Consider the following 21,025-nt stretch of genomic DNA (forward strand, 5'->3'; position numbering starts at 1 on the left):
GGGGAGTCAAAGAGCCGTAGTCGCGTATTCTTTTGAGGATATGCGGGTACAGGTGTTGTACTTTGGGGTGCTGAAGGAGATCTTCAGCCGCGAGAACGAGATGGTGGAGATGGCCGAGGGCGCGAGTGTTGCCGGGTTGCTGACGATGTTTCGGGAGCGCGGGCTGGGGCCGGCGAATTTGTGGGAGTCGCTGGCGGTGGCGGTGAACCAGGAGTATGCGCGCGGGGAGGATGTGCTGCGCGATGGGGATGAGGTGGCGCTGCTGCCTCCGGTGAGTGGAGGTTGTTCCGGTACAGAGCAGCTGCAACTGCAATCCCGCTCTTGGGTTTGCCGGCGGTTCGGGCAAAATGCGGGGGTTCTTCCCGTTCGACTTCGCTCAGGGCAGGCTGCTTCGCTCAGAATGACGATCATTTTCGCGGGGTGAGGCAATGAGGGTAGAGATCACGGACGGGGTGATACCGGCGGCGGAGATTGTGGCTGGGTTGAAGGCGGGGACCGATGGGGCGGTGTGCGTCTTCGACGGGATTGTGCGGGACAATACGCGCGGACGGAAGACGCTGTTTCTGGACTATGAGGCCTATCGCGAGATGGCGCTGGGACAGATGCAGTCGCTTGCGAATGAGGCAGTGGCGAAGTTTGGCGTAAGGGATGTTGCTCTGGTGCATCGGCTGGGACGGCTGGAGGTGGGCGAGACGAGCGTGCTGGTGGTGGTGGCCTCGGCGCATCGCGGGGCGGCGTTTGAGGCCTGCCGGTGGCTGATCGATACGCTCAAGAAGACGGTGCCGATCTGGAAGAAAGAGCACTTTGTCGATGGGGCAGTTTGGGCCGATGGGGAGGCGTTTCCAGAGGGTATCGGTCTCCGGACGGCGGCTGAGGCAGTTGGGCAATCGGCCGATGGGGAGGCGTTTCCGGAGGAGATGACAGTTAGCAAGTCAGCAAGTCAGCGAGTCAGCGAGTCAGCGGAACAGCCAGTTGGCGAGTCAACGAGTCAGCGGGGTGAGCAATCGTGAGGTGGAGGAGTGCGGCGGCGGTGTGGGTGTTTGGGGCTACGCTGCTGGCTCAGGCTCCCATCGTGAGGAAGCCCCCGACGAAGATTATGGAGCCGGATGAGGAGTCGCAGCCGGTGCCGCAGGATAACGTGCCGACGATTCATGTGCAGACGCGGCTGGTAAATGTGGCGGTGAATGTGGTGGATGAGCATGGGGCTCCGGTGGGCGGGCTGGGGCGGGAGGACTTTGAGATTCTCGAAGATGGCAAGCCGCAGAAGATTGCTTACTTCGAGAAGGAGTCTTCGACGCCGCTGTCGATTGTGCTGGCGATCGATGCGAGCGAGAGCGTGTTGCGGGATGAGCGCCTCGAGAAGAATGCCGCGAAGAAGTTTGTGGATGCGACGCTGCGTGAGCAGGATGAGTTGGACCTGATGGATTTTTCGGATTCGGTGCGGGAGATTGTGCCGTTTACGAATCAGAAGAAGCAGATTGAGGGCGGTTTGAATGATCTGATGCGCGGGTCGGAGACGGCCCTGTATGACGCGGTTTATCTGGCGTCGGACAAGCTAGCCACGACACGGAACGATGCGGGGCGGCGGCGCGTGATGGTGCTGATCACTGACGGCGAGGACACGAAGAGGAAGACGCGCTACGGGGAGGCGCTGGAGCAGGCGCAGCGTGCGGGGGCGATGATCTACTCGATCATTATTGTGCCGGTGTGGGCGGATGCGGGGCGGAATACAGGCGGGGAGCACGCGCTGATCCAGATGTCGACGGACACGGGAGGGAAGTACTACTACGTGGAGGACAGGAAAGACCTGGAGCCGGCGTTTGCGCATGTGTCGGACGATCTGCGGACGCAGTACGTACTGGGGTACTATGCGCCGCAGGGGGTGCGGGACACGGCGTTTCGCAGAATTGCGGTGAGGATGAAAGACACAGCGCTGCAGGGAAAGTACGGGTTGCGGCATCGCAGCGGGTACTTCGCGGATACGCGGTAGGCCGTGGAATCAGGCGTCGGCGGTGGTGGGGTCGATGACGGAGCTGATCGGGGTGATGACGTTGGCGGGGAAGCCTCCCAGGGCTGCGTGGCGGCGGATGGCGTCCTCGTCGGGGGCGATGTAGATGCAGTAGATCTTGTCAGTAGTGACGTAGGAGTTGACCCACTGAATCTCGTAGCCCATGCTCTTGAGCACGGAGCAGGCTTTTTGCGAGAGGGCGTTGAGTTCCTCGCGGGTGAGGTTGCTTGCGTTGGGGATGTACCGTTCGATCAGGAATTTCGGCATTTCGGTTCTCCTGGGGAGTGTGCCTGAGGTGGGCGTAGGCTGCGGAGACAGAGTATGCCTGTGCAGTGTATGCGTGTCAAAAGGGTGGCGGCGCGGTTGGCCGGGAGATGAGAGTGTCGAACTACACTGGTGAGAAAGAAGAGTCGAGAGACAAAGGGGATTCGGTGAGCCAATTTGAGTTTGCACAAGCTGCTGAAGGGATTGCGCGCGAGGCTGGCGCGCTGCTGAAGGGGTTTTATGACAAGGGCGTCGCGACGGAGTACAAGGGCGACGTTGACCTGGTGACGGAGGCTGACCGGGCGAGCGAGAAGCTGATCCGTGAGAGGCTGAAGGCTGCGTTTCCGGAGCATGGCATTTATGGCGAGGAGGGGACGCGTGACCGGCTGGAGAGCGAGTATCGGTGGTATGTCGATCCGCTGGATGGGACGACGAACTTCGCGCATGGGTTTCCGGCGTTCTGCGTGGTTCTGGGGCTGGAACGGCGGCCGGCGGGGCTGAAGGCGGATCAGGATGGCGAGATGACGGCCGGGGTGATCTACGATCCGCTGCGGGATGAGATGTTCGTGGCCGAGCGCGGTAAGGGGGCCTGGCTGAATGGGCGGGCGATCCATGTTTCGAAGACGAAGACACTGCAGGAGTCGCTGACGGCGACAGGATTTCCCAGCCAGAAGCGGCATGGGAGTCCGAATATCCACTTCTACCAGCAGATGACGCTGCGGTCGCATGGGGTGAGGCGGGCTGGTTCGGCTGCGCTGGACCTGGCTTATGTGGCGAGCGGGAGGCTGGATGGGTTCTGGGAGTTCAATTTGAATCCGTGGGACACGTCGGCTGGGGTGTTGCTGGTGGAAGAGGCCGGCGGGACGGTGACGCACTTTGACGGGAGCAAGTTCACGCTGGACAGCCGCGAGGTACTGGCGACGAATGGGCTGATTCTGGGGGAGATGGTGCACATCTTTACGGAGATGTTTGCAGGGAAGGAGTTGGAGCCGATCCCGACCCCGGCGGAGTTTGCAGCGCGGCGGGCGGCGGAGGAGAAGTAGGCCCGAAAGAGTCGCAATTTGCGCGGGATGTGGCTTGCAGAGCGGGCGAGGATTGCTGCTAGAATCGAAGCATCGCCCCACAACTGACAAGGATTCAGAGGCGGAAAAGGGAGATTTAGCGAGATGGCTTATGTGATTGCGGAACCGTGCATCGGGACGAAGGACACTGCTTGCGTGGATGCCTGCCCGGTGGACTGTATCCACCCGAAGAAGGACGAGTCCGGACACGGCGACGCGGAGCAGTTGTTCATCGATCCGGTGGAGTGCATCGACTGCGGCGCGTGCGTGCCGGTGTGCCCGGTGTCGGCGATCTACGCCGGGGACGACTTGCCGGAGAAGTGGGCGGCCTTCCAGCAGAAGAACGCCGACCACTACGGGCGGTAAGTTCAGTCTGAAGTTTGCGCAGAGCGCGTGGCCGTTGGGCTGCGCGCTTTTTGCTTTGTGGAGCGATCACGATGAAGAGCCTTGCTTCTGCTGAGGTGCTGTCGGAGATGAGAGGGCGGTTGCTTCGGCTCAGGGCAGAGGACAGGGCGCTGTGGGGGAAGATGACAGCGTCACAGATGGCGCGGCATCTGGTTTGTTCGTGCCAGATGGCTTTGGGGGATCGGACTATGGAGGCGCAGAAGGTGCCGGCGCCGGTGGTGGTGAAGTGGGTCGCGCTTCGCTCGGGCCTGCGCTGGCCAAAGAATTTAGCGACGACTCCAGAGCTGGCGCGCGCGCTGGAAGAGCCTTCAGAGGGTACATTTGATGAGCTGGTGTGCGAGGCGATCAAAACGATGGAGGCTGTGGCGAGCGGAACGCACCTGGCTCCGCGTCATCCGATGTTCGGGACGATGAGTGCGACTGATTGGATGCGGTGGGGATATCTGCATGCGGATCATCATCTGCGGCAGTTCGGCCGGTAGAGGATGATTCAGCACATTGGAGAAGCGATCGTTTTGCGGACGTGGCCCTTTGAGGAGGCCGACCTGCTAGTGAGCCTTTTCACGCGCGAGCAGGGGAGGGTGAAGGGCGTGGCGCGTCATGCGATGAAGTCGCGGCGTCGGTTTGGCGGAGCGCTGGAGCCGATGACGTATGTCCGGGCGCGGTATTCGGAGAAGCGCGGGCAGGAACTGGTGCGGCTGGATGCGTTCGAGATTTTGATCTCGCCGCTGGCAAAGCCGGTGGACTATATGCGGACGGCGGCGCTGCAGTTTGTGGCTGAGGTGCTGGAGGAGGCGCTGCCGGACCAGGCCCCGGAGGACGCGGTGTTTCGGCTGGCGGTGGCGGTGATGGAGGAGATGCAAGTGGGCAGGGCGTGGATGCCGGTGACGTATTTCGCGCTGTGGATGAACCGGTTGATGGGGTGGATGCCGGAGCTGGGACACTGTGGGGTGTGCGGACTTGATCTGAAGAGCGGTGCGGTGTGGTATTCGGCGGCTGCGGATGGAGTGACATGCGAGGACGACAGGCGGGCGGGGAGCGTGGCGTTGGCGGCGGGCGCAGTTGAGGAGGCACGGAGGATGTTCCGGGTGACGGTTGGGGAGCTGGCGAAGGAGGATTGGCCGAGGGGGCGAGCGGCTGATCTGCGGAGGTTCGCGGTGGAGTTGCTCGAGAGGCATCTGGAACGACGGCTGCGTAGCGCGCGGGCGTTGGGGCGAGCGTGAGATTGCCGACGGCTATGAACCTCTCAGGATTGAGCGAGCTGCGCCAGGGGCGGCTCAGCGGAGGCTTGCGGCTTGCCGCTGCGAGGGCTTGTCCACTCGGCCTGAGTGAGGGCGAGGGTTGCGACGGGAATCGCGAGGAGATAGATGAGGTCAGAGGCGATCAGGAATCTCTCTATCGGAGCGATGAGAAGGAAGGCGGTAGAGTACGCTGCGCACAGCCTTCGCCATTTGACCAGTCCGGTCCGGGTGAGAGGACTCGATTCGGGGTAAGAATCATCGGTATCTTCGCGGATATATCGATTCGCAATCAGACACAGTGGCAGGAGAAGAAGGGTCAGATCGTAGAGATAGAAGTGATAGCTGACCAGCATGCCGACGAGTAGCGCAAAGGGGAGCGAAGGCCGCTGAAAGATGGCCCAGACGAGGAGAAGAATGGAGGCCAAAATGGTCAGGATCTGTCCCCAGTGCGCCCCGCCGGAGAGGGAAAAGAAGAGCCCGTAGAGGTTCGGCATACGCTGGGGGAGAATCGAGTATTTGAGCTGTTCATAGGGACTGGCGGAGATGGTGCTCGACATGAAGAACAGGGAGCGCAGGTACGGTATGAAATTGGCCAGGCCGATGACGCGCGCGGAGAGTGCCGTTAGCCCCGCGGTACCGACGAGGAAGCCTACGAAGAACTGCCACTGTCTCCAGGCAAGGAAGAGGAATGCGACCGGCAGTGCGATCTGGAACTTCATGAGCGCGAATGAGAGGAACAGGCCCGCGATAAACGGCCTTTCGTTTTGCAGCGCGATATAGCAGAGGCAGTAGATGAGCAGCAGGACGAAGGAGATCTGGCCCATCATCCATGCAATGCCGGCCGGCAAAAAGGAGAGGAAGAGGAGGGTGGGAAGTGGCTTCCAGCGGCCGGCCAGTGAGTCGAGATGCGGGCGCATCGTGGCGATTGCAAGAGCGAGCAGAAGAAGGTTGACGGCCAGAAATATCAGATAGGCGATCCGGTAACGCACTAACGAGAGTGGGGTGAAGAGGATCGCGGTGTAAGCAGGGGACATCATCGGTAGCGCCCTTTCGTCGGGTGCGACCAGGCTGCTCTGGAGACGCTGTTCTGTCTTGTAATCGTAGAGGTGCGCCGCGTCCTCAGTACGGACCATGTAGCCCGCGGTATAGAAGGTGCGTAGGTCGATAAAGCCGCCACGCAGAAAGGGAAGGCAGCCGAGACAGGTAAAGACCTGCAGGATGAGCAGGCCACCGAGGTAGAGTCTCAGACGCTTCTTGGTAAGGAACATCCGGCTCCAGGGGTATTTCTATGACAGCTATTTGTGTGGCTGGAGTATACATTCGCGGGGAAGAGGGAAAGGCTCGATTTAGAATCGGAGGTATACGCAAAGTCATACAAACGACCTACAAGGGAATACATGCAGGCGACGAGTGAGAAGAAGCAGGCGCTGACGTTTCAGGAGCTTTTGTTCAGGCTGCAGCGGTTTTGGGCGGAGCAGGGATGTGTGCTGCAGCAGCCGTACGACGTGGAGGTGGGCGCCGGGACCATGTCGCCGGATACGTTTCTGCGTGTGCTGGGGCCGAAGCCGGTGCGGATCGCGTATGCGCAGCCATCGCGGCGGCCGGCGGATGGGCGGTATGGGGAGAATCCCAATCGGCTGTTTCGGCATACGCAGCTGCAGGTGATTCTGAAGCCTCCACCGGAGAGAATTCAAGAGATCTATCTTGAGTCGCTGCAGGCGATTGGGATTGACCTGCGCGAGCATGACATCAAGTTTGAAGAGGACAACTGGGAGTGGCCGGTGGGCGGCGCGTGGGGCGTCGGCTGGCAGGTGATGCTGGACGGGTTGGAGATTACGCAGTTCACGTACTTCCAGCAGTGCGGCGGCATGGACCTGGACCCAATCTGCGGTGAGATTACGTATGGGCTGGAGAGGATTGCCGGCTTCCTGCAGGATGTGGATTCGATCTACGACATCGTGTGGGCGGTGGAGCCGGACACGGGCCGGAAGGTGACGTATGGCGAGATGCGGCTGGCCGAGGAGGAACAATTTTCGGCATACAGCTTCGACTATGCGGATGTGAAGAAACTCTGGGAGCACCTCGGCCTGTATGAGGCGGAGTGCTTGAAACTGCTCGACAAGGCGAAGGGCTTCGAGGACATGGATGCCTTGACGCTGAAGCGGTTTCCGGTACTGGGAGCCTATGAGCTGGCGCTGAAGTGCTCGCATGTTTTCAACCTGCTGGATGCTCGCGGCGCGATCTCGGTGACGGAGCGCGTGGGTGTTATGGCGCGGATCCGGGCGCTTGTGATCGGCGTGGCGAAGGCGTACGCGGCGCAGGGTGAGTTGCTGGCGGCAGAGACGAAGGAAGTGGTAGCTGGTTAGCGGACTACACTCCCACCCTTCGCGATGAAGCTGCGAAGGATGGGGCACCCGGACAGTTGTGTCTGGTTGAACGAGAGACGAGTTGAGGACGATGGTGGATTTTCTTTTTGAGATTGGGTTGGAGGAGATTCCGGCGCGGATGATTGCCGGGGCGCAGGCGGAGCTGGAGCGGCGTGTTGTGGCGCTGCTGGAGCGGGAACGGCTGATGGCTGCTGGTACGACTGCGAAGAGTTTGGCGGCGAAGAGTTTTTCGACTCCGAGGCGGTTGGCTGTGTTGGTTGCCGGTGTGGCTGAGCGGCAGGAGGATGTGAGCGAGGAGGCCGTGGGGCCTTCGGTGAAGGTGGCGTTCAAGGATGGCGCTCCGACTCCGGCGGCGGCGGCGTTTGCGAGGAAGGCGGGCGTGGAGGTTGCCGCGCTGAAGACCGTGACGACACCGAAGGGCGAGTATCTGGCGGCGACGACGGTGAAGCAGGGGCGCGCGGCTGCGGCGGTGATCTCCGAAGAGTTGCCGAAGGAGCTGGCGGGGATCTACTGGGCGAAGAACATGTACTGGCGTCCAGGCAAGCCGGAGCGGTTTGTGCGGCCGGTGCGGTGGATGGTCGCGCTGCTGGGCGGCGAGGTTGTGCCGGTGAGCTTTGGCGGCAAGACGGCGGGCTCGGTGACGTATGGGCATCGCGTGCTGTTTGGCGAAGAGGCGATTGCGCTGAAGGTACCCGGGGAGTATGAAGCGGCGCTGCTGCGTGGGTTTGTGATTGCCGATGTGGAGGCGCGGCGGCACAAGATTCGCAAGGCGCTGGATGCGGCAGCAAGGACGATCGAGGGAGTGCGGTGGCGTGAGGACCACGAGCTTGTGGATGCGCTGACGCACCTGACGGAGTGGGCATCGCCCGAGTCGGCGATTGCGGGTGGATTTGACCGGGAGTATCTGGACCTGCCGGAGGAGGTTCTGGTGACGGTGATGCGCGATCACCAGAAGTACCTGGCGGTGGAAGATAAGGACAGCAAGCTAGCCCCGCACTTTCTGGCGGTGTTAAATACTGAGGCTGATGCAGCTGGGTTAGCGGTGATTCGGCATGGAAATGAGCGGGTGCTGAAGGCGCGGTTCAACGATGCGCGGTTCTTCTGGGAGTTCGATCAGCGGGTGTCGCTGAAGGAGCGGGTGGGGCTGCTGGAGCATGTGACGTTCCAGAAAGATCTGGGCAGCTATGCGAAGAAGTCGGCGCGGGTGCGAGAGCTGGCGCTGGGCCTGGCGGAGCTGCTGGTGGAGCGAGGCGGCGGCGTAAACGCTGTTGCGCTGGATGAGGCCGCGAAGCTGGCGAAGACCGATCTGACGAGCGATCTGGTGAAGGAGTTTACGGAGCTGCAAGGGATCGTCGGCGGACTGTATGCGCGGGCTCAGGGCTTGAGCGAGGCGACGGCGGCGGCGATCTATGACCAGTACAAGCCGGAGTCGATGGAGGACGCGGTTCCGCGGACGGTTGAAGGCTGCTTGCTCGCGATCGCGGACAAGGCGGACACGATCGCCGGGATGTTCGGGCTGGGGATGGAGCCGACGGGTTCGAAGGACCCGTTTGCCTTGCGGCGTGGGGCGAATGGGATTGTGAAGATCCTGGCGGAGAGTGCGGTGTCGCTGCCGTTGACGCTGGACGAGGTCGCGCGTCGGGCGACAGCGGAAGAGCGCGTAGCGGAGCGGGTGCGGGCGTTCCTTGTGGAGCGGCTGGAGTTCTATCTGCGCGAGACAAGGGGGCAGGCGTACGACGTTGTGAAGGCCGTGCTGGCTGCTGGCGCGGACGATGTTCACGATGCTCTTGCGAGGGCCGAGGCTGTGACGTCGGAGCGTGGCTCGGCTGATTTTGAGGCGGTGAGCGCGGCGTTCAAGCGAATGAAGAACATTCTGGCTCAGGCGGAGGAGAAGGGCATTGCCGCGGGCGAGCGTGTGGATGCCGCGTTGCTGAAGGAGCCTACCGAGAAGGCGCTGGCGGAGCGTTCGAGGGAGCTTGCCGGGCAGGTGAAGTCGCTGCGCGCGGAGAAGAACTACAGGGCCGCGCTGGAGGCGATTGCCACGCTGCGGCCGCAGGTGGACGCGTTCTTCGATTCGGTGATGGTGATGGCTCCAGAGGAGAATGTGCGGGCGAACCGGCTGGCATTGCTGGAGCGGGTGCTTGGGGATTTCTCGGGGATTGCGGATTTTTCGGAGATCGTGGCCGCGGGGTAGTCCGCGGAGGCGCCATTCCGTTGTTGAGCAGGCTCTAGTCGCAGATCAGCATCAGGCCCAGCATCGCGAGGAAGACTGCAAAAAGCGATCCTACCGGGATGAGAACTCCTTCACAGAAGGAGTTCCAGGAACTGCGCTTCTGTAGTCCGTCTTCGGCCCGTATGTTGGATTGGTAGATCGAAACGTCATTTTCAAATTTGCTGTAGTTCATCCGTTCTTCCTTTCGAGGGGTTCGTGCGATTGCACGAGGTGTTCGAGGTTTTCACCGACTTTACATTTGTTGGGTGCCTTGCGATTAACTTGGGCGAGCAAGTGATCAAAGTTGTAACTGCACGAGGCCTCCTTGTTGCGGATGGATGGGTGTGGTTGAAGGAGAGTCGTGAAGTGGGGGCAACTCTCCAATGGCCATGGCGGTTTCGTCGCAGGCGTTACGTCTTGAGCAATGCAGACAGTCTTTCCATACTTTGTCGCGGAGCAACCGGTGTTCGGCCACGTGGAAGTGGAAGCGTTCGAAGAAGGATGGGATGCGCGTGAAGAGACAGACGCATTTGGTGCCGGCCTGCTCAGCTTGATGGAGGAGTGATTGGACGAGCAGGCTGCCTGCTCCGTGCCCTGCTGTGCCTGGGCGGACAACGATGGAGCGTATCTCGGCGAGATGCGAACCATAGACGTGGAGCGCGGCGCAGCCGATGAACTGCTTCGCTTCTGTTTCGACGATGGTGAAGGTGTGGATGTTTTCGCAGATCTCCAGGTATGAGCGGTGAAGAAGAGTGCCGTCGTAGGTGAAACTATCGATGAGTCGATGGATAGCCCTGGCGTCGCTCAGCTCTGCTTTGCGGATTTGCATCGATGGATTCTTCCGCTTGTGCGTTATCCGTTGGAGGGGAGGAAACTGCGAGAAGGTAGCGGTCGATCGGCTGTTTGTTACGGCGAGAGGAGAAGACCCGGCTCTTGATATGTCTCGAGTTGACTGCGAGATTCGAGACAAGGTGCGAGGTTTATGCGGTTCGCATAAAAGGGGCATATGCCACTGCGCTTTTCTTTCACTGGCCTCCCGGTGGTGCTGGGCCAGGTTGGTTGTGATGAGTTCGAGAGGCGGCAGTACGGCTAGCCGCCGTAGTTGCGTCCTTCGTTCGCGGGCTCCCAGGGGATGGGGGCGAAGGTGCGCTGGAAGAAGGTGTTATCGACTACGTAGCACTCGTGGTTTTCGCCTTCGATGATCCAGTCACCTGGAAGGACTTTGCGCTCCCCGGAATCGGTGAAGATGACGGTGGAATGCGTGCATTGTTTCGCTTTTACGAGGATGGGTCTGCGGGTGCGAAAGGTTTTCAATCTGTTCTCCCTGCGGCGTTGTTCAGCCGACGATGTCTATCTCACTCCTGCGCGCGTAAAAAAGATGTATGGTACTCGTAAAAAAGACGTAGTGGCTTTGTGGGATTGGGTTAGTGTCTTAGCAAAGGAGATCTAGCAAATGCCTCTGCCAAGCGACGAGAAGCTGATTGCGCTCAGCAACGATTTGATCAAGCAGTTTGATGCGATCTTTGGGTTGAATCCGGGCTTCCGGCCGGCCCATGCGAAGGGCGTGATGGTGACGGGGACCTTTACTCCGTCGGCGGATGCGGCTTCGCTTACGCGTGCGCCGCATATGACACGCTCGTCGACGCCGGTGACGGTAAGGTTCTCGAACTCGACGGGAGTTCCGTTGATCCCGGACAACGACCCGAATGCGAATCCGCGAGGGCTGGCCGTGCGATTCAACCTGGCGGAGCATGTGCACACGGACATCGTGAGCCATTCGACGGATGGGTTTCCGACGCGGACGGGACAGGAGTTTCTGGAGTTCTTGAGGGCGCTGGCGGCGAGCGATCCGACGAACCTGGCAGGCTCGCCTCTGGAGGCGTTTCTGGGCTCGCATCCGGCGGCGCTGGCGTTCGTGCAGGCACCGAAGCCGACGCCTTCGAGTTTTGCGCGGGAGACGTACTACGGCGTGACCGCGATGAAGTTTACGAACAAGGATGGCGTAAGCGGGTTTGGGCGCTACCGGATACTTCCCGAGGCAGGGAACGATTATCTGGGTGACGGGGCTGTGGCTGGTAAGAGCGCGGACTTCCTCTTTGATGAACTGGCGGAGAGAATCGCGAAGGGGCCGGTGAAGTATCGCCTGCTGGTTCAGATTGCAAACGATGGCGATGTTGTAAACGACGCTACGATCCATTGGCCTGAGGGGCGGAAGCTGCTTGAGTTAGGCGCGATCGCTCTAACGAAGATGGTTGCGGAGAATCCCCACGAGCAGAAGCACATCATCTTCGATCCGATTCCGCGAGTGGATGGGATTGATGCGTCGGATGATCCTCTGCTGGAGTTGCGGGCGGCCGTTTATCTGATCAGCGGACGGCGCCGGCGAGCTGCTCCGGAGGCGATGTGATGGACGATTGCGTGCAAGCGCCATGGTGAGACTGGAAGAGGTGACGGTGATCGGGGCTCCGCTGGAGCGGTGCTTCGATCTGGCGCGGAGCGTTGAGGTTCACGTCAAAGGGAACAGGCATTGGGGTGAGCAGGCGGTGGCTCTGAGTGGAGTCACGTCGGGCCTCGTTGGGCTGGGAGAGCGAGTGACGTGGCAGGCGCGGCATTTTGGGGTTCGTCAGACGCTGATCAGCGAGATTACGGCGATGGATGCACCGCGATTTTTTCAGGACACTATGATCCGCGGTGCGTTCAAGTCGATGCAGCACGATCATCACTTCCGGACGCTGGCGGATGGAGCGACGGAGATGAGGGATGTGTTCTGCTTTGCGGCTCCACTGGGTGTTCTGGGGCGCGTGGCGGAGGTGTTGCTGCTGAGGCAATATATGACGACGCTGCTGCGTGAGCGGAACGCCGTGGTGAAGCAGGTGGCGGAGTCGAATGAGTGGCGGAAGTATCTGCTGGATGCCTCCTGATTACTGAACAGCAAGGTAGACTCGCGTCATGCGAATTGTGATTCCGGGCGGCAGTGGGCAAGTAGGGCAGATCCTGGCGCGGCACTTTCATGCGCAGGGGCATGCGGTGACGGTGTTGAGCCGGAGGGTGACGGAGGCTCCGTGGCGAGTGGTGGCGTGGGATGGACGGACGCGAGGCGCGTGGGTCTCGGCGCTGGAGGGGAGCGACGTCTGCATCAACCTGGCTGGGCGCAGCGTGAATTGCAGGTATACGGAAGCGAACCGGAGAGAGATTCATGACTCGCGTGCGCTGTCGACGCGGCTGCTGAATGAGGTGATCGGCTCGCTGGAGGCTCCGCCGCCGGTGTGGCTGAATGCAAGCACGGCGACGATCTATCGGCACGCGCTGGATCGACCGATGGATGAGACCACAGGAGAGCTGGGCGGAGGGGAACCGGGCGCTCCGGATACGTGGCGGTTTTCGATCGAGGTGGCGAAGGGCTGGGAGGAAGCGTTCTTTGCGATAGCAACGCCGCGGACGCGGAAGGTGGCACTGCGGAGCGCTATGACGTTCAGCCCGGATCGCGGGGGAGTGTTTGACGTCTTCCTGGGGCTGGTGCGGCATGGATTGGGAGGCGCGATGGGCGCGGGGACACAATACGTCTCATGGATTCATGAGTTCGATTTTGTGCGTGCGGTTGAGCTGTTGATCGCCGATGCGAGTCTTAGCGGCGTGGTGAATCTGACGGCGCCGAATCCTCTGCAGAATCGCGAATTTATGCGCGCACTGCGGGAGGCATGGGGGACCGGAGTGGGGCTGCCGGCGGCGTGGTGGATGATTGAAATCGGTACGCGGGCGATGCGGACGGAGTCGGAGCTGGTGCTGAAGAGCAGGCGCGTGGTGCCGGGCAGATTACTGGCGGCCGGGTTTCGGTTTGAGTTTGATGAGTGGCCTGCTGCGGCTCGCGAACTGGTTGCGCGGTGGCGCGAGAGCCGCGGCCGAATCAGTTCAAACGCTGCAGGCGGGCGATGAGTTTTTCGGCCAGGGGCTCGCCGGACTCTGTCCAGAGAAGGCGGCTGGAGATGTTGCTCTTCTTTTCGACCAGGAGCGTGAAGGCCAGGAGCATCTCGACGTTCTGCTGGATGTGCTGCCGCGCTTCGGCGTCGAGCTCGCCTTCTTCGAGGGTGTCGTCCATGACCCAGGGGGTGTCGAGTCCGAAGTCGACGCGGACGTGGCCGTTCTGCTCGTAGGCAGCGTGATCGAACCGGGGGCCGAAACCGATGATGCGGACGGTGGTGGGGGTGGGGCGCCAGAGGGTGTCGAGGGCGGCCTCGCCGGCGGGGCCGTTGGCGGGGGCCGGGGCCCAGAGGTTCCACTTCATCTCGAATTCGTAGGCCATGTCGTCGTGGAGCTGCTCGGTGGCCTCGGGGACGGCGTTTTCGATGAGAGAGGCGTCGGAGGCTTGTGCGCGGTCGTCGTTGACGTAGATGCGTTGGTAGACGGGGGCTTCGTTGAAGCTGAGGGCGTAGACGGTGGCGGCGGAGACACGCTTCTCTCCGCTGATGGCGGCAAACTGCCGCATGACGGAGGCGAGTACGATCCGCAGGGTCTCAAGGCGGAAGTTGGGGAACCAGAGGCTGAGATAGAGCTGGTCGGCCATAGGGATTAGTGTACGCCGGCGAAATTATAGGAGCGGCGGGAGCTTTGCGCCATAGGTGAGATGATAGAGAGAACGGACGATGCGTGTTTCAGTCGAGAGGCTGCGGGTTGGGTTGCTGGCGGGGGCGGGCCTGCTGGTGGGAGTGACTGCCGTTTTTCTGGGGTACGGGCACTTTCGGGCGCATCGCTTTCTGACGGAGCTGCCGAAGAAGCTGGGGGCCGACATCCGGCAGGAGACCAATGCCATTACATGGTCGCAGACCGTGAAGGGCAGAACGGTCTTTACGCTTCATGCGGCTAAGGCAGTGCAGCATCAGAACGGGGCGTACACGCTGCATGATGTGGGAATTGTGCTGTATGGCCAAGGGCAGTCGAACCGTGTGGACAGGATCTACGGCAAGGAGTTTGAGTACGACCAGAACGCGGGCGTGATTAAAGCGATGGGCGAGGTGCATATCGATCTTCAGGCTCCGGCGGCGGCGGACGCCAAGGGCAAGATGGACTATGCGGCAGGTGCAGACCTGAAGAGCGGGAATGAGTGGGGCAAAGGAGAGGACGACGCGGAGAAGGATGAGCGTCTGATCCATGTGAAGACGAGCGGGCTGGTCTTCATGCGGGAGCTTGGAGTGGCGGCGACCGACCAGGACATCGAGTTTGCATACGGCGGGTTGACGGGACATGCCAGAGGAGCGGAGTACAACGCGGACTCGGGCGTGCTGGTGCTGCAGTCGGCGGTGAAGATGAATGGGCTGGAGCATGACAGGCCGGTTGTCCTGACGGCGGCGCGGGCGGAGCTGGACAGGCTGAACCATAGTGCGGTGCTGACGCAGGCGAAGTATGTCTCGGTGGGTGCGGCGGGGCAGACTGCCGAGGCGCAGCATGTCGTTGTGCACACGCGGAACGATGGCTCGGCCGAGCGCGTGGAGGCCCAGGGTGCGGTGACGCTGGTGAGCGCGAACACGGGGCACGTGGTGGCCGAGAGGGCTGATGTTCTGCTGAATGAGCAGAGCCGGCTGCAGTCGGGGAGGATGTTCGGCGGGGTGAAGTACGTCGAGGAGGATGCGCAGCGGAAGGCCCAGGGTGAGGCGAAGGAGGCGCGGGGGACATTTGATGCACAGGGGCGAATTAAGCAGGTGGTCCTGAGCGGCGCGGTGGCATTGCATGAGCGCGAGAGCGTGGCGGCGAAGCAGGCCGACGATGCGAAGCCGCTGTGGAGTGAGCGCGAACTGCAGGCCGAGACGGTGGAACTTGCTCTGGCCTCGGATGAAGCTGGTAGGTCGCTCTTGAAGGATGCGAAGGCGAGCGGGGATGCACGGCTGAGTGTGATCGATCCGGCGAAGAAGGGAAATGGGACGTCGAGTGGGACGACGAGCAGCGCGATGGCCGGGGATGTTCTGACGGCGCACTTTGTGAAGGGCGATGGCCGGCAGCGTCTGAGCGAGGTGCATGGCGACGGGCATACGGCGCTGAAGCAGGTGGGCGAGACGGGTGTGGAGGACACGAGCTCGGGAGACTCTCTGGAGGTGAAGTTTAAGGACGCTGCGCAGGCGGGGCGAGGGCGCGCGGCGGCTGCGGGGAGTGCAGGGGTGCAGGGCGGAGGTCAGATCGCTTCCGCGGTGCAGCAGGGGAATGTCGTTCTGACGCGCAGGCCTGTTGCGAAGGCCGGAGAATCGCCGGATCCGCAGCGGGCCACGGCGAAGCGTGCCGCGTATGACGGCGACACGCAGACGATGACGCTGACCGGAGGCATTGCGCTCTCGGACAACGGCGGTGTGCTTTGGGCCGACCACGCGACGATGGAACGAGTGTCGGGCGACGCAACGGTTGAGGGCGGCGTGAAGGCGAGCTACCGGCAGAGCGCGCAGGGCGAGGTTGTGCATGTAATGGCGCAGCGCGCGGAGCTGAAGAAGGCCGCGAACGAGGCGCTGTTCTACGGGGCTGCGGAGCAGCCAGCGCGGCTGTGGCAGGGCGGATCGCAGGTCGAGGCTCCGGTGCTGGAGTTCTCACAGAAGGCGAAGCGTCTGGTGGCCCATGGCGCGGGGCAGGGAGCGCCGATGGCAGTGCATACGGTGCTTGTGAGCAGCGGAACGCCTGCGCAGACGAAGGCTCCGGCGACGATGGTGAAGTCGGTGGCTCCGGCGGGGCTGCGGGGGCCAAGTGTGGTTCGGATAGCGAGCCGCGAGATGACGTACTCGGATGAGAAGAGAGAGGCCGACTTTACCGGCGGCGTGCTGGTGGAGAGCGCGGACGGCAGGATGCATGGGCAGCAGGCAGTGGCTCATCTGCAGCCAGTGGACGCAAAGATGGCCGGGGCAGCGGCTGGAAAGGATGGCTTGCTGGGCGGAAGCGTCGAGCGAGTTGTTGTGACGGGACAGATCAGGATGGAGCAGCCGGGCAGAAGCGCGACCGGAGAGCGGCTGGTTTATACGGCCGCGGATGGGATGTTTGTGCTGACGGGAGGGCCGGGGACTCCGCCAAAAGTGGTGGATGAGACGAGAGGCACAGTGACGGGAACGGAACTGCGATTCCACACGGGGGACGAGAGCATCGTAATCTCAAATGGAGAGGACAACGGTAGCGGGCAGAGGGTCCATACCGAGACGCGAGTGAAACGGTAACGAATGAAGACGCTATCGACCGAAGAGTTAGGTAAGTCGTACGGCGGGCGCCAGGTGGTTCGCGGCGTCAGCCTGAAGATTGAGCAGGGTGAAGTGGTGGGACTGCTGGGCCCGAACGGAGCTGGGAAGACGACGAGCTTCTACATGATTGTGGGCCTGGTGCGGCCGGAAAGCGGGCGGGTGATGGCGGATGGGCACGACATCACGCGGCTGCCGATGTATCTGCGAGCGAGGAACTACGGGATCAGCTATCTGCCGCAGGAGCCTTCGGTGTTTCGTAAGCTCACGGTTGAGGACAATATTCTGGCGGTGCTCGAGTCGCAGCAGTTGAGCTGGGAGAGTCGAAGGACGAAGACGGAGCGGCTGATCGAGCAGTTGAACCTGGGGCATGTTCGCAAGACGCGAGGCTATGCGTTGAGCGGCGGCGAACGCAGGAGGGTGGAGATTGCCAGATGTCTGGCGATCGAGCCAGCGTTTATCTTGTTGGATGAGCCGTTCTCGGGGATCGATCCGATCGCGGTGCTGGACCTTCAGGAGATTATCTTTGGTTTGAAGAAGAGTGGAATCGGAGTGTTGATTACGGATCACAACGTGCGTGAGACGCTTTCGGTGACGGACCGCGCGTACATCATCAACGAAGGAAAAATATTTCGAACGGGAACTCCAGGTGACCTTGGGCGCGATGGCGAGGTGAGGAGGATCTACCTGGGTAACAAGTTCTCGATGGACTAACCCCTGTACAACTAACGTTGTAAGAGGAGGCGACCATCGTGAGAGCGTGTGAGTAACGCACTCAGAGTAGACTTAGCAGCGAAAAGGGTTTGAGACGTGTAGACTGTGGCCTACCGAGAATGGGGCGGCGCGGCCCCGCGACAGCAGCGGCGCGAAACGGCGCATCCCCTCAAACGCAAGCATGAAACAGGAGAGTCTCTAACGTGTTGTTGCAACCCAAGCTAAACCTGAAGGTCGCCCAGAGGCAGGTGCTGACACCCGGCCTGGTGCAGATGGTCAGTGTGCTTGCGCTGAACAAGCTTGAGTTGAAGGAGATGATCAACACGGAGATGGTGGAAAATCCCGTGTTGGAGGAGCTGGAGCTCTCAGGCGTATCGCTTGAGGAGAGGACGGGCATCGAAGGCGACCGCGAGCGCTCGGCCGAGGAGGTCGCAGCGGAGAACGAGAGGGTGGAGAAGGACCCGTTTGAGGAGATCGACTTCGGAAGCTACTTCCAGGAGTATCTCGATCCGGGATTCCGGGTACCGTCGAACTTTGAAGAGTACGATAAGCCCTCGTTTGAGAACTTTCTTTCGGCACCGAGCACGCTGAGCGATCACCTGATGTGGCAGCTCGGCTCACTGACGCTGTCGCCGGAGGTGAACCTTGCGGCGGAGTTGGTGATCGGGAACCTGGACGAGAACGGTTACCTGACGGCCACGGATGAGGAGCTGGTGGAGTCGTTGCTGCAGCTGAAGGCTCCTCCGCGGGAAGAGCCGATTCCCTTTGAGCGCGGCAAGGGCAAGGGAAGCGCGGTGTGGACCGAGCCGCAGGCAGGTCATGAGGACAATGGCGCAGCAAAGCCGGGCGAAGTGGAGATTGCCGCATCGGCTGATGAGGAGCGTGAGGCGCTGATGGCAGCGGTCGCTGAGGCTCGGGGCGTGGTCAATAATTTGGACCCAGTAGGTGTGGGAGCGCTGGACCTTCGCGAGTGCCTGCTGATCCAGATCAATGCGCAGGAAGCCGAGGCGGCGATCGTTCTGCGGCGCAGGGCTGCTTCGTCGAATGGAGCAGGGCGCAAGGCGGACCGCGCAGCGACGATGGATGTCTTCGCGATTGCACGGCAGATCGTGGCGAACTGCTTGTCACTGTTGCAGAAGAAAGATATGCGCGAGCTGACGCGCAACTGCGGCCGCTCGGCTGAGGAGGTGCAGGCGGCGGTGGAGTTTATCCGGACGCTGGACCCAAGACCCGGACAGCGCTACAACCAGAGCGAGACGCGGCTGATTGAGCCGGATGTGGCGTTTGTGAAACGCGACGACAAGTATGTGGTCCTGATCAACGACGAGGACATGCCCACGCTGCGGCTGAACCAGGGATACCGGAAGATGCTGGAGCAGAAGCAGACGGAGAAAGAAGTCAAAGAGTATGTGAAGGAGCGGTACAAGTCCGCGATTCAGCTGCTGCGCAATATCGAGCAGCGGAAGAATACAATTGTGCGGACTTGCGAGGTGATTGTCCGGCGGCAGACGGAGTTTCTGGAAAACGGCGTCGAGGCACTGAAGCCGATGATGATCAAAGAGGTGGCGGAGGAGATCGGCGTGCATCCTTCGACGGTTAGCCGAGCAGTCGCCAATAAGTATGTGCACACGCCGCAGGGGGTTTACGAGCTTCGCTTCTTCTTCTCTGAGGGAGTGAATGGGCCCGAAGGCGGCGATCTGCCGCTGGTGCTGTTGAAACGCAAGGTGAAGAAGCTGATAGAGGAAGAGGATCAGCGCAAGCCGCTGACGGATGACCAGCTCGCAGCAGAGCTCCAGCGACAGGGAATCCAGGTGACTCGCCGGACGGTGGCGAAGTACCGCGAAGATATGCAGATTCCAAGTACCCACCAACGTCGTGTACGCTGACCCGAGCAGAAGTTTTGCAATCAGGACGAGGTGAGCAGAATGGACGTCGAGTACACCGGTAGACAGACAAACGTTACGAAGAAGCTGAAGCTGCAGGCCGAGGCCGGACTGGCCCGGATTGCAAAGATCGTTGGGAACGCGGGCAGCGTTCACGTGGTTCTGACGACAGAGAAATATCGGCAGGCAGCGGAGTTGACGGTCCAGACTAGGCAACTGAAGCTGGTCGCTACATGCGAATCAACCGAGATGGAGCTGGCTCTGCGCGATGCTCTCTCGAAGATTGAACAGCAGGCGATCCGGTACAAGAAGAGAAGGACGGCGATCAAGCGGCATCCGCAGACCGCCGCGAAACAGGTCAAGAAGGCAGCAGCCGATGGGAGTGTGCCGTCGGTGGCCAAGGCGACGGTTCCGGTGAAGGTAGTGACGAAGAACGGTGGGTCGCGCAAGGCAGTTCCGATGCTGGTGCACTCGTTTCCGTCGCACTCGCCGTTGCCGGAGCCGCATCTGGTGCGATCGAAGGATGGCGTAGCGATGCGGCCGATGTCACTTGAGGAAGCGGTGAAGGAGGCGGCGTTCCGCGACCGCGATGTTTTTGTGTTCCGCAACCACGAAGGACAGGCGATGGTGCTGCATCGCAAGCGCGATGGCAAGATGGAGTTGATTGAGGTTCCGTAGCGCCACGAACGACTCCGAAACGGGGGATGCTAGGATTCGTAGCATGTCACGTAAGCAGGGGAAGAAGGCGGCGGGAACAAGGGCGAGTAGGAAGAACAAGGGCGAATTGGTGATCTTGACGGGGCTGTCGGGATCCGGCAAGCTCTCTGCGCTGAAGGCGTTTGAGGACCTGGGCTATTACTCAGTGGACAACCTGCCGCTGGAGCTGGTTCCGCGCTTCGCGGACCTGGTTCGGCAGTCGGGGGAGATCGAGCGGGCGGCGCTGGTGGTCGATGTGCGCGAAGGGATGCGGCTGGAGCGCTTTCCGGAGATTCTCAAACGAGTCAAACGGACTCTGCCGACGAAGGTGGTGTTCCTGGAGGCGAGCGAGGAGGCGCTGATCCGGCGCTTCTCCGAGACGCGGCGGCCCCATCCGGTGAGCCGGACCGAGACAGTATTGAAGTCGATCCGTACCGAGCGCAAGCGGCTGGAGCCTATCCGCAACGTGGCGGACATCATCCTCGATACGACGAAGTTCAATGTGCATGATCTGCGGGCGCACATCAATGCCCAGTTTGAGCGCGAGGAGAGCGTTAGAAACCTTACGATCTCGTCGAACAGCTTTGGGTTCAAGAACGGCGTGCCTTCTGAGGCGGACCTGGTCTTCGACGTGCGCTTTCTGCCGAATCCGCACTTCGTGCCGGAGTTTCGCAAGCTGACGGGACGGCACCCGAAGGTGGCGAAGTATGTGCGCGATTTTCCGCAGACGGCGGAGTTTCTAGACAAGACGACGGACATGCTGGAGTTCCTGTTGCCCCACTACATCAAGGAAGGCAAAAGCTATCTAACGGTGGCGTTTGGATGCACGGGCGGGCAGCACCGGTCGGTGTTTATTGCCGAAGAGATGAAGAAGCGGCTGATGGCGGCGGGCTATCGCGTGAAGACGGCGCATCGCGATATGCCGCGATAAACGAGACCATAGAATAGTAAGATGCGC

At 61.3% G+C, this 21,025-nt stretch carries 23 protein-coding genes; 17 read left to right on the forward strand and 6 right to left on the reverse strand.

From position 1 onward, the window contains the following. The first annotated feature begins 40 nt into the window (after positions 1-40). Genes OHL16_RS00385 through OHL16_RS00395 form a run of 3 tightly spaced genes read left to right on the forward strand, consistent with a single transcriptional unit; the run spans position 41 to position 1,990 of the window. The gene (locus OHL16_RS00385) at positions 41-424 is read left to right on the forward strand and encodes a MoaD/ThiS family protein (protein WP_263365098.1); all 384 of its coding nucleotides are present in this window, start codon (positions 41-43) and stop codon (positions 422-424) included. A gap of 4 nt (positions 425-428) precedes the next feature. Beyond that, positions 429-1,010 (forward strand): molybdenum cofactor biosynthesis protein MoaE, encoded by a 582-nt coding sequence (locus tag OHL16_RS00390; protein ID WP_263365099.1) that lies wholly within the window; start codon positions 429-431, stop codon positions 1,008-1,010. Next, complete coding sequence (locus OHL16_RS00395; RefSeq protein ID WP_263365100.1) at positions 1,007-1,990, forward strand: VWA domain-containing protein; 984 nt, start codon at positions 1,007-1,009, stop codon at positions 1,988-1,990. Before OHL16_RS00390 ends, OHL16_RS00395 begins: the two co-directional genes overlap by 4 nt. A 9-nt stretch (positions 1,991-1,999) precedes the next feature. Here OHL16_RS00395 and OHL16_RS00400 read toward each other — a convergent pair whose 3' ends face one another. Then, positions 2,000-2,275, reverse strand: a complete 276-nt coding sequence (locus OHL16_RS00400; RefSeq protein WP_263365101.1) for a DUF4242 domain-containing protein — start codon at positions 2,273-2,275, stop codon at positions 2,000-2,002. A gap of 164 nt (positions 2,276-2,439) precedes the next feature. On the opposite strand from OHL16_RS00400, the gene OHL16_RS00405 reads away from it, so the two are divergent. From OHL16_RS00405 to recO, 4 genes are all read left to right on the forward strand, one after another. After that, complete coding sequence (locus tag OHL16_RS00405) at positions 2,440-3,315, forward strand: inositol monophosphatase family protein (protein ID WP_263366196.1); 876 nt, start codon at positions 2,440-2,442, stop codon at positions 3,313-3,315. 123 nt (positions 3,316-3,438) lie between these two features. Beyond that, the gene (locus OHL16_RS00410) at positions 3,439-3,699 is read left to right on the forward strand and encodes a 4Fe-4S dicluster domain-containing protein (RefSeq protein ID WP_263365102.1); all 261 of its coding nucleotides are present in this window, start codon (positions 3,439-3,441) and stop codon (positions 3,697-3,699) included. 71 nt (positions 3,700-3,770) lie between these two features. Continuing rightward, positions 3,771-4,220, forward strand: coding sequence for a DUF1569 domain-containing protein (locus OHL16_RS00415; RefSeq protein ID WP_263365103.1), 450 nt, complete (start codon positions 3,771-3,773; stop codon positions 4,218-4,220). Between the two features lie 3 nt (positions 4,221-4,223). Then, positions 4,224-4,961 carry a DNA repair protein RecO gene (recO, locus tag OHL16_RS00420; protein ID WP_263365104.1) on the forward strand — a complete coding sequence of 246 codons (738 nt, stop codon included), beginning with the start codon at positions 4,224-4,226 and terminating at the stop codon, positions 4,959-4,961. A gap of 23 nt (positions 4,962-4,984) precedes the next feature. On the opposite strand, the gene OHL16_RS00425 is transcribed toward recO, so the two are convergent. Next, positions 4,985-6,247 carry a glycosyltransferase family 87 protein gene (locus OHL16_RS00425; protein ID WP_263365105.1) on the reverse strand — a complete coding sequence of 421 codons (1,263 nt, stop codon included), beginning with the start codon at positions 6,245-6,247 and terminating at the stop codon, positions 4,985-4,987. Positions 6,248-6,376: 129 nt separating this feature from the next. Here OHL16_RS00425 and OHL16_RS00430 point away from each other — a divergent pair, with 129 nt between their 5' ends. Then, entirely contained in the window at positions 6,377-7,345 is a 969-nt protein-coding gene (locus OHL16_RS00430) for a glycine--tRNA ligase subunit alpha (protein WP_263365106.1), read from the forward strand. Between the two features lie 91 nt (positions 7,346-7,436). Then, on the forward strand, positions 7,437-9,560 hold the full coding sequence (gene glyS, locus OHL16_RS00435) for a glycine--tRNA ligase subunit beta (protein ID WP_263365107.1): 2,124 nt from the start codon (positions 7,437-7,439) through the stop codon (positions 9,558-9,560). Between the two features lie 34 nt (positions 9,561-9,594). On the opposite strand, the gene OHL16_RS00440 is transcribed toward glyS, so the two are convergent. The 3 genes from OHL16_RS00440 to OHL16_RS00450 form a co-directional block, all read right to left on the reverse strand. Next, complete coding sequence (locus OHL16_RS00440; protein ID WP_263365108.1) at positions 9,595-9,771, reverse strand: hypothetical protein; 177 nt, start codon at positions 9,769-9,771, stop codon at positions 9,595-9,597. A 105-nt stretch (positions 9,772-9,876) separates the two neighbouring features. Beyond that, the gene (locus OHL16_RS00445; protein ID WP_263365109.1) at positions 9,877-10,407 is read right to left on the reverse strand and encodes a GNAT family N-acetyltransferase; all 531 of its coding nucleotides are present in this window, start codon (positions 10,405-10,407) and stop codon (positions 9,877-9,879) included. 260 nt (positions 10,408-10,667) lie between these two features. Beyond that, complete coding sequence (locus OHL16_RS00450) at positions 10,668-10,892, reverse strand: hypothetical protein (RefSeq protein WP_263365110.1); 225 nt, start codon at positions 10,890-10,892, stop codon at positions 10,668-10,670. Between the two features lie 139 nt (positions 10,893-11,031). Between OHL16_RS00450 and OHL16_RS00455 the strand changes: the two genes are divergently transcribed. The 3 genes from OHL16_RS00455 to OHL16_RS00465 are packed head-to-tail and all read left to right on the forward strand — an operon-like array spanning position 11,032 to position 13,511. Beyond that, positions 11,032-11,985, forward strand: a complete 954-nt coding sequence (locus OHL16_RS00455; protein ID WP_263365111.1) for a catalase family peroxidase — start codon at positions 11,032-11,034, stop codon at positions 11,983-11,985. A gap of 22 nt (positions 11,986-12,007) precedes the next feature. After that, positions 12,008-12,499 (forward strand): SRPBCC family protein, encoded by a 492-nt coding sequence (locus OHL16_RS00460; RefSeq protein ID WP_263365112.1) that lies wholly within the window; start codon positions 12,008-12,010, stop codon positions 12,497-12,499. A 28-nt stretch (positions 12,500-12,527) separates the two neighbouring features. Beyond that, positions 12,528-13,511: a TIGR01777 family oxidoreductase gene (locus OHL16_RS00465; RefSeq protein WP_263365113.1), complete on the forward strand. Its 984-nt coding sequence runs from the start codon at positions 12,528-12,530 to the stop codon at positions 13,509-13,511. Here OHL16_RS00465 and OHL16_RS00470 read toward each other — a convergent pair. Next, complete coding sequence (locus tag OHL16_RS00470) at positions 13,483-14,139, reverse strand: hypothetical protein (protein WP_263365114.1); 657 nt, start codon at positions 14,137-14,139, stop codon at positions 13,483-13,485. The genes OHL16_RS00465 and OHL16_RS00470 overlap by 29 nt on opposite strands. A 79-nt stretch (positions 14,140-14,218) precedes the next feature. On the opposite strand from OHL16_RS00470, the gene OHL16_RS00475 reads away from it, so the two are divergent. The 5 genes from OHL16_RS00475 (at position 14,219) to rapZ (ending at position 20,998) form a co-directional block, all read left to right on the forward strand. Further along, the gene (locus OHL16_RS00475) at positions 14,219-16,756 is read left to right on the forward strand and encodes an LptA/OstA family protein (protein WP_263365115.1); all 2,538 of its coding nucleotides are present in this window, start codon (positions 14,219-14,221) and stop codon (positions 16,754-16,756) included. A gap of 3 nt (positions 16,757-16,759) precedes the next feature. Continuing rightward, positions 16,760-17,488, forward strand: coding sequence for an LPS export ABC transporter ATP-binding protein (gene lptB / locus OHL16_RS00480; RefSeq protein ID WP_263365116.1), 729 nt, complete (start codon positions 16,760-16,762; stop codon positions 17,486-17,488). Between the two features lie 203 nt (positions 17,489-17,691). Next, the gene (gene rpoN, locus OHL16_RS00485) at positions 17,692-19,374 is read left to right on the forward strand and encodes an RNA polymerase factor sigma-54 (RefSeq protein ID WP_263365117.1); all 1,683 of its coding nucleotides are present in this window, start codon (positions 17,692-17,694) and stop codon (positions 19,372-19,374) included. A 39-nt stretch (positions 19,375-19,413) separates the two neighbouring features. Then, positions 19,414-20,049, forward strand: a complete 636-nt coding sequence (gene hpf / locus OHL16_RS00490) for a ribosome hibernation-promoting factor, HPF/YfiA family (protein ID WP_263365118.1) — start codon at positions 19,414-19,416, stop codon at positions 20,047-20,049. 43 nt (positions 20,050-20,092) lie between these two features. Next, a complete protein-coding gene (gene rapZ / locus OHL16_RS00495) occupies positions 20,093-20,998 on the forward strand; it encodes an RNase adapter RapZ (RefSeq protein WP_263365119.1) in 906 nt (301 codons plus the stop codon). Positions 20,999-21,025: the final 27 nt, after the last annotated feature.

Source organism: Edaphobacter bradus, from assembly GCF_025685645.1.
Classification (GTDB): Bacteria; Acidobacteriota; Terriglobia; order Terriglobales; family Acidobacteriaceae; genus Edaphobacter; species Edaphobacter bradus.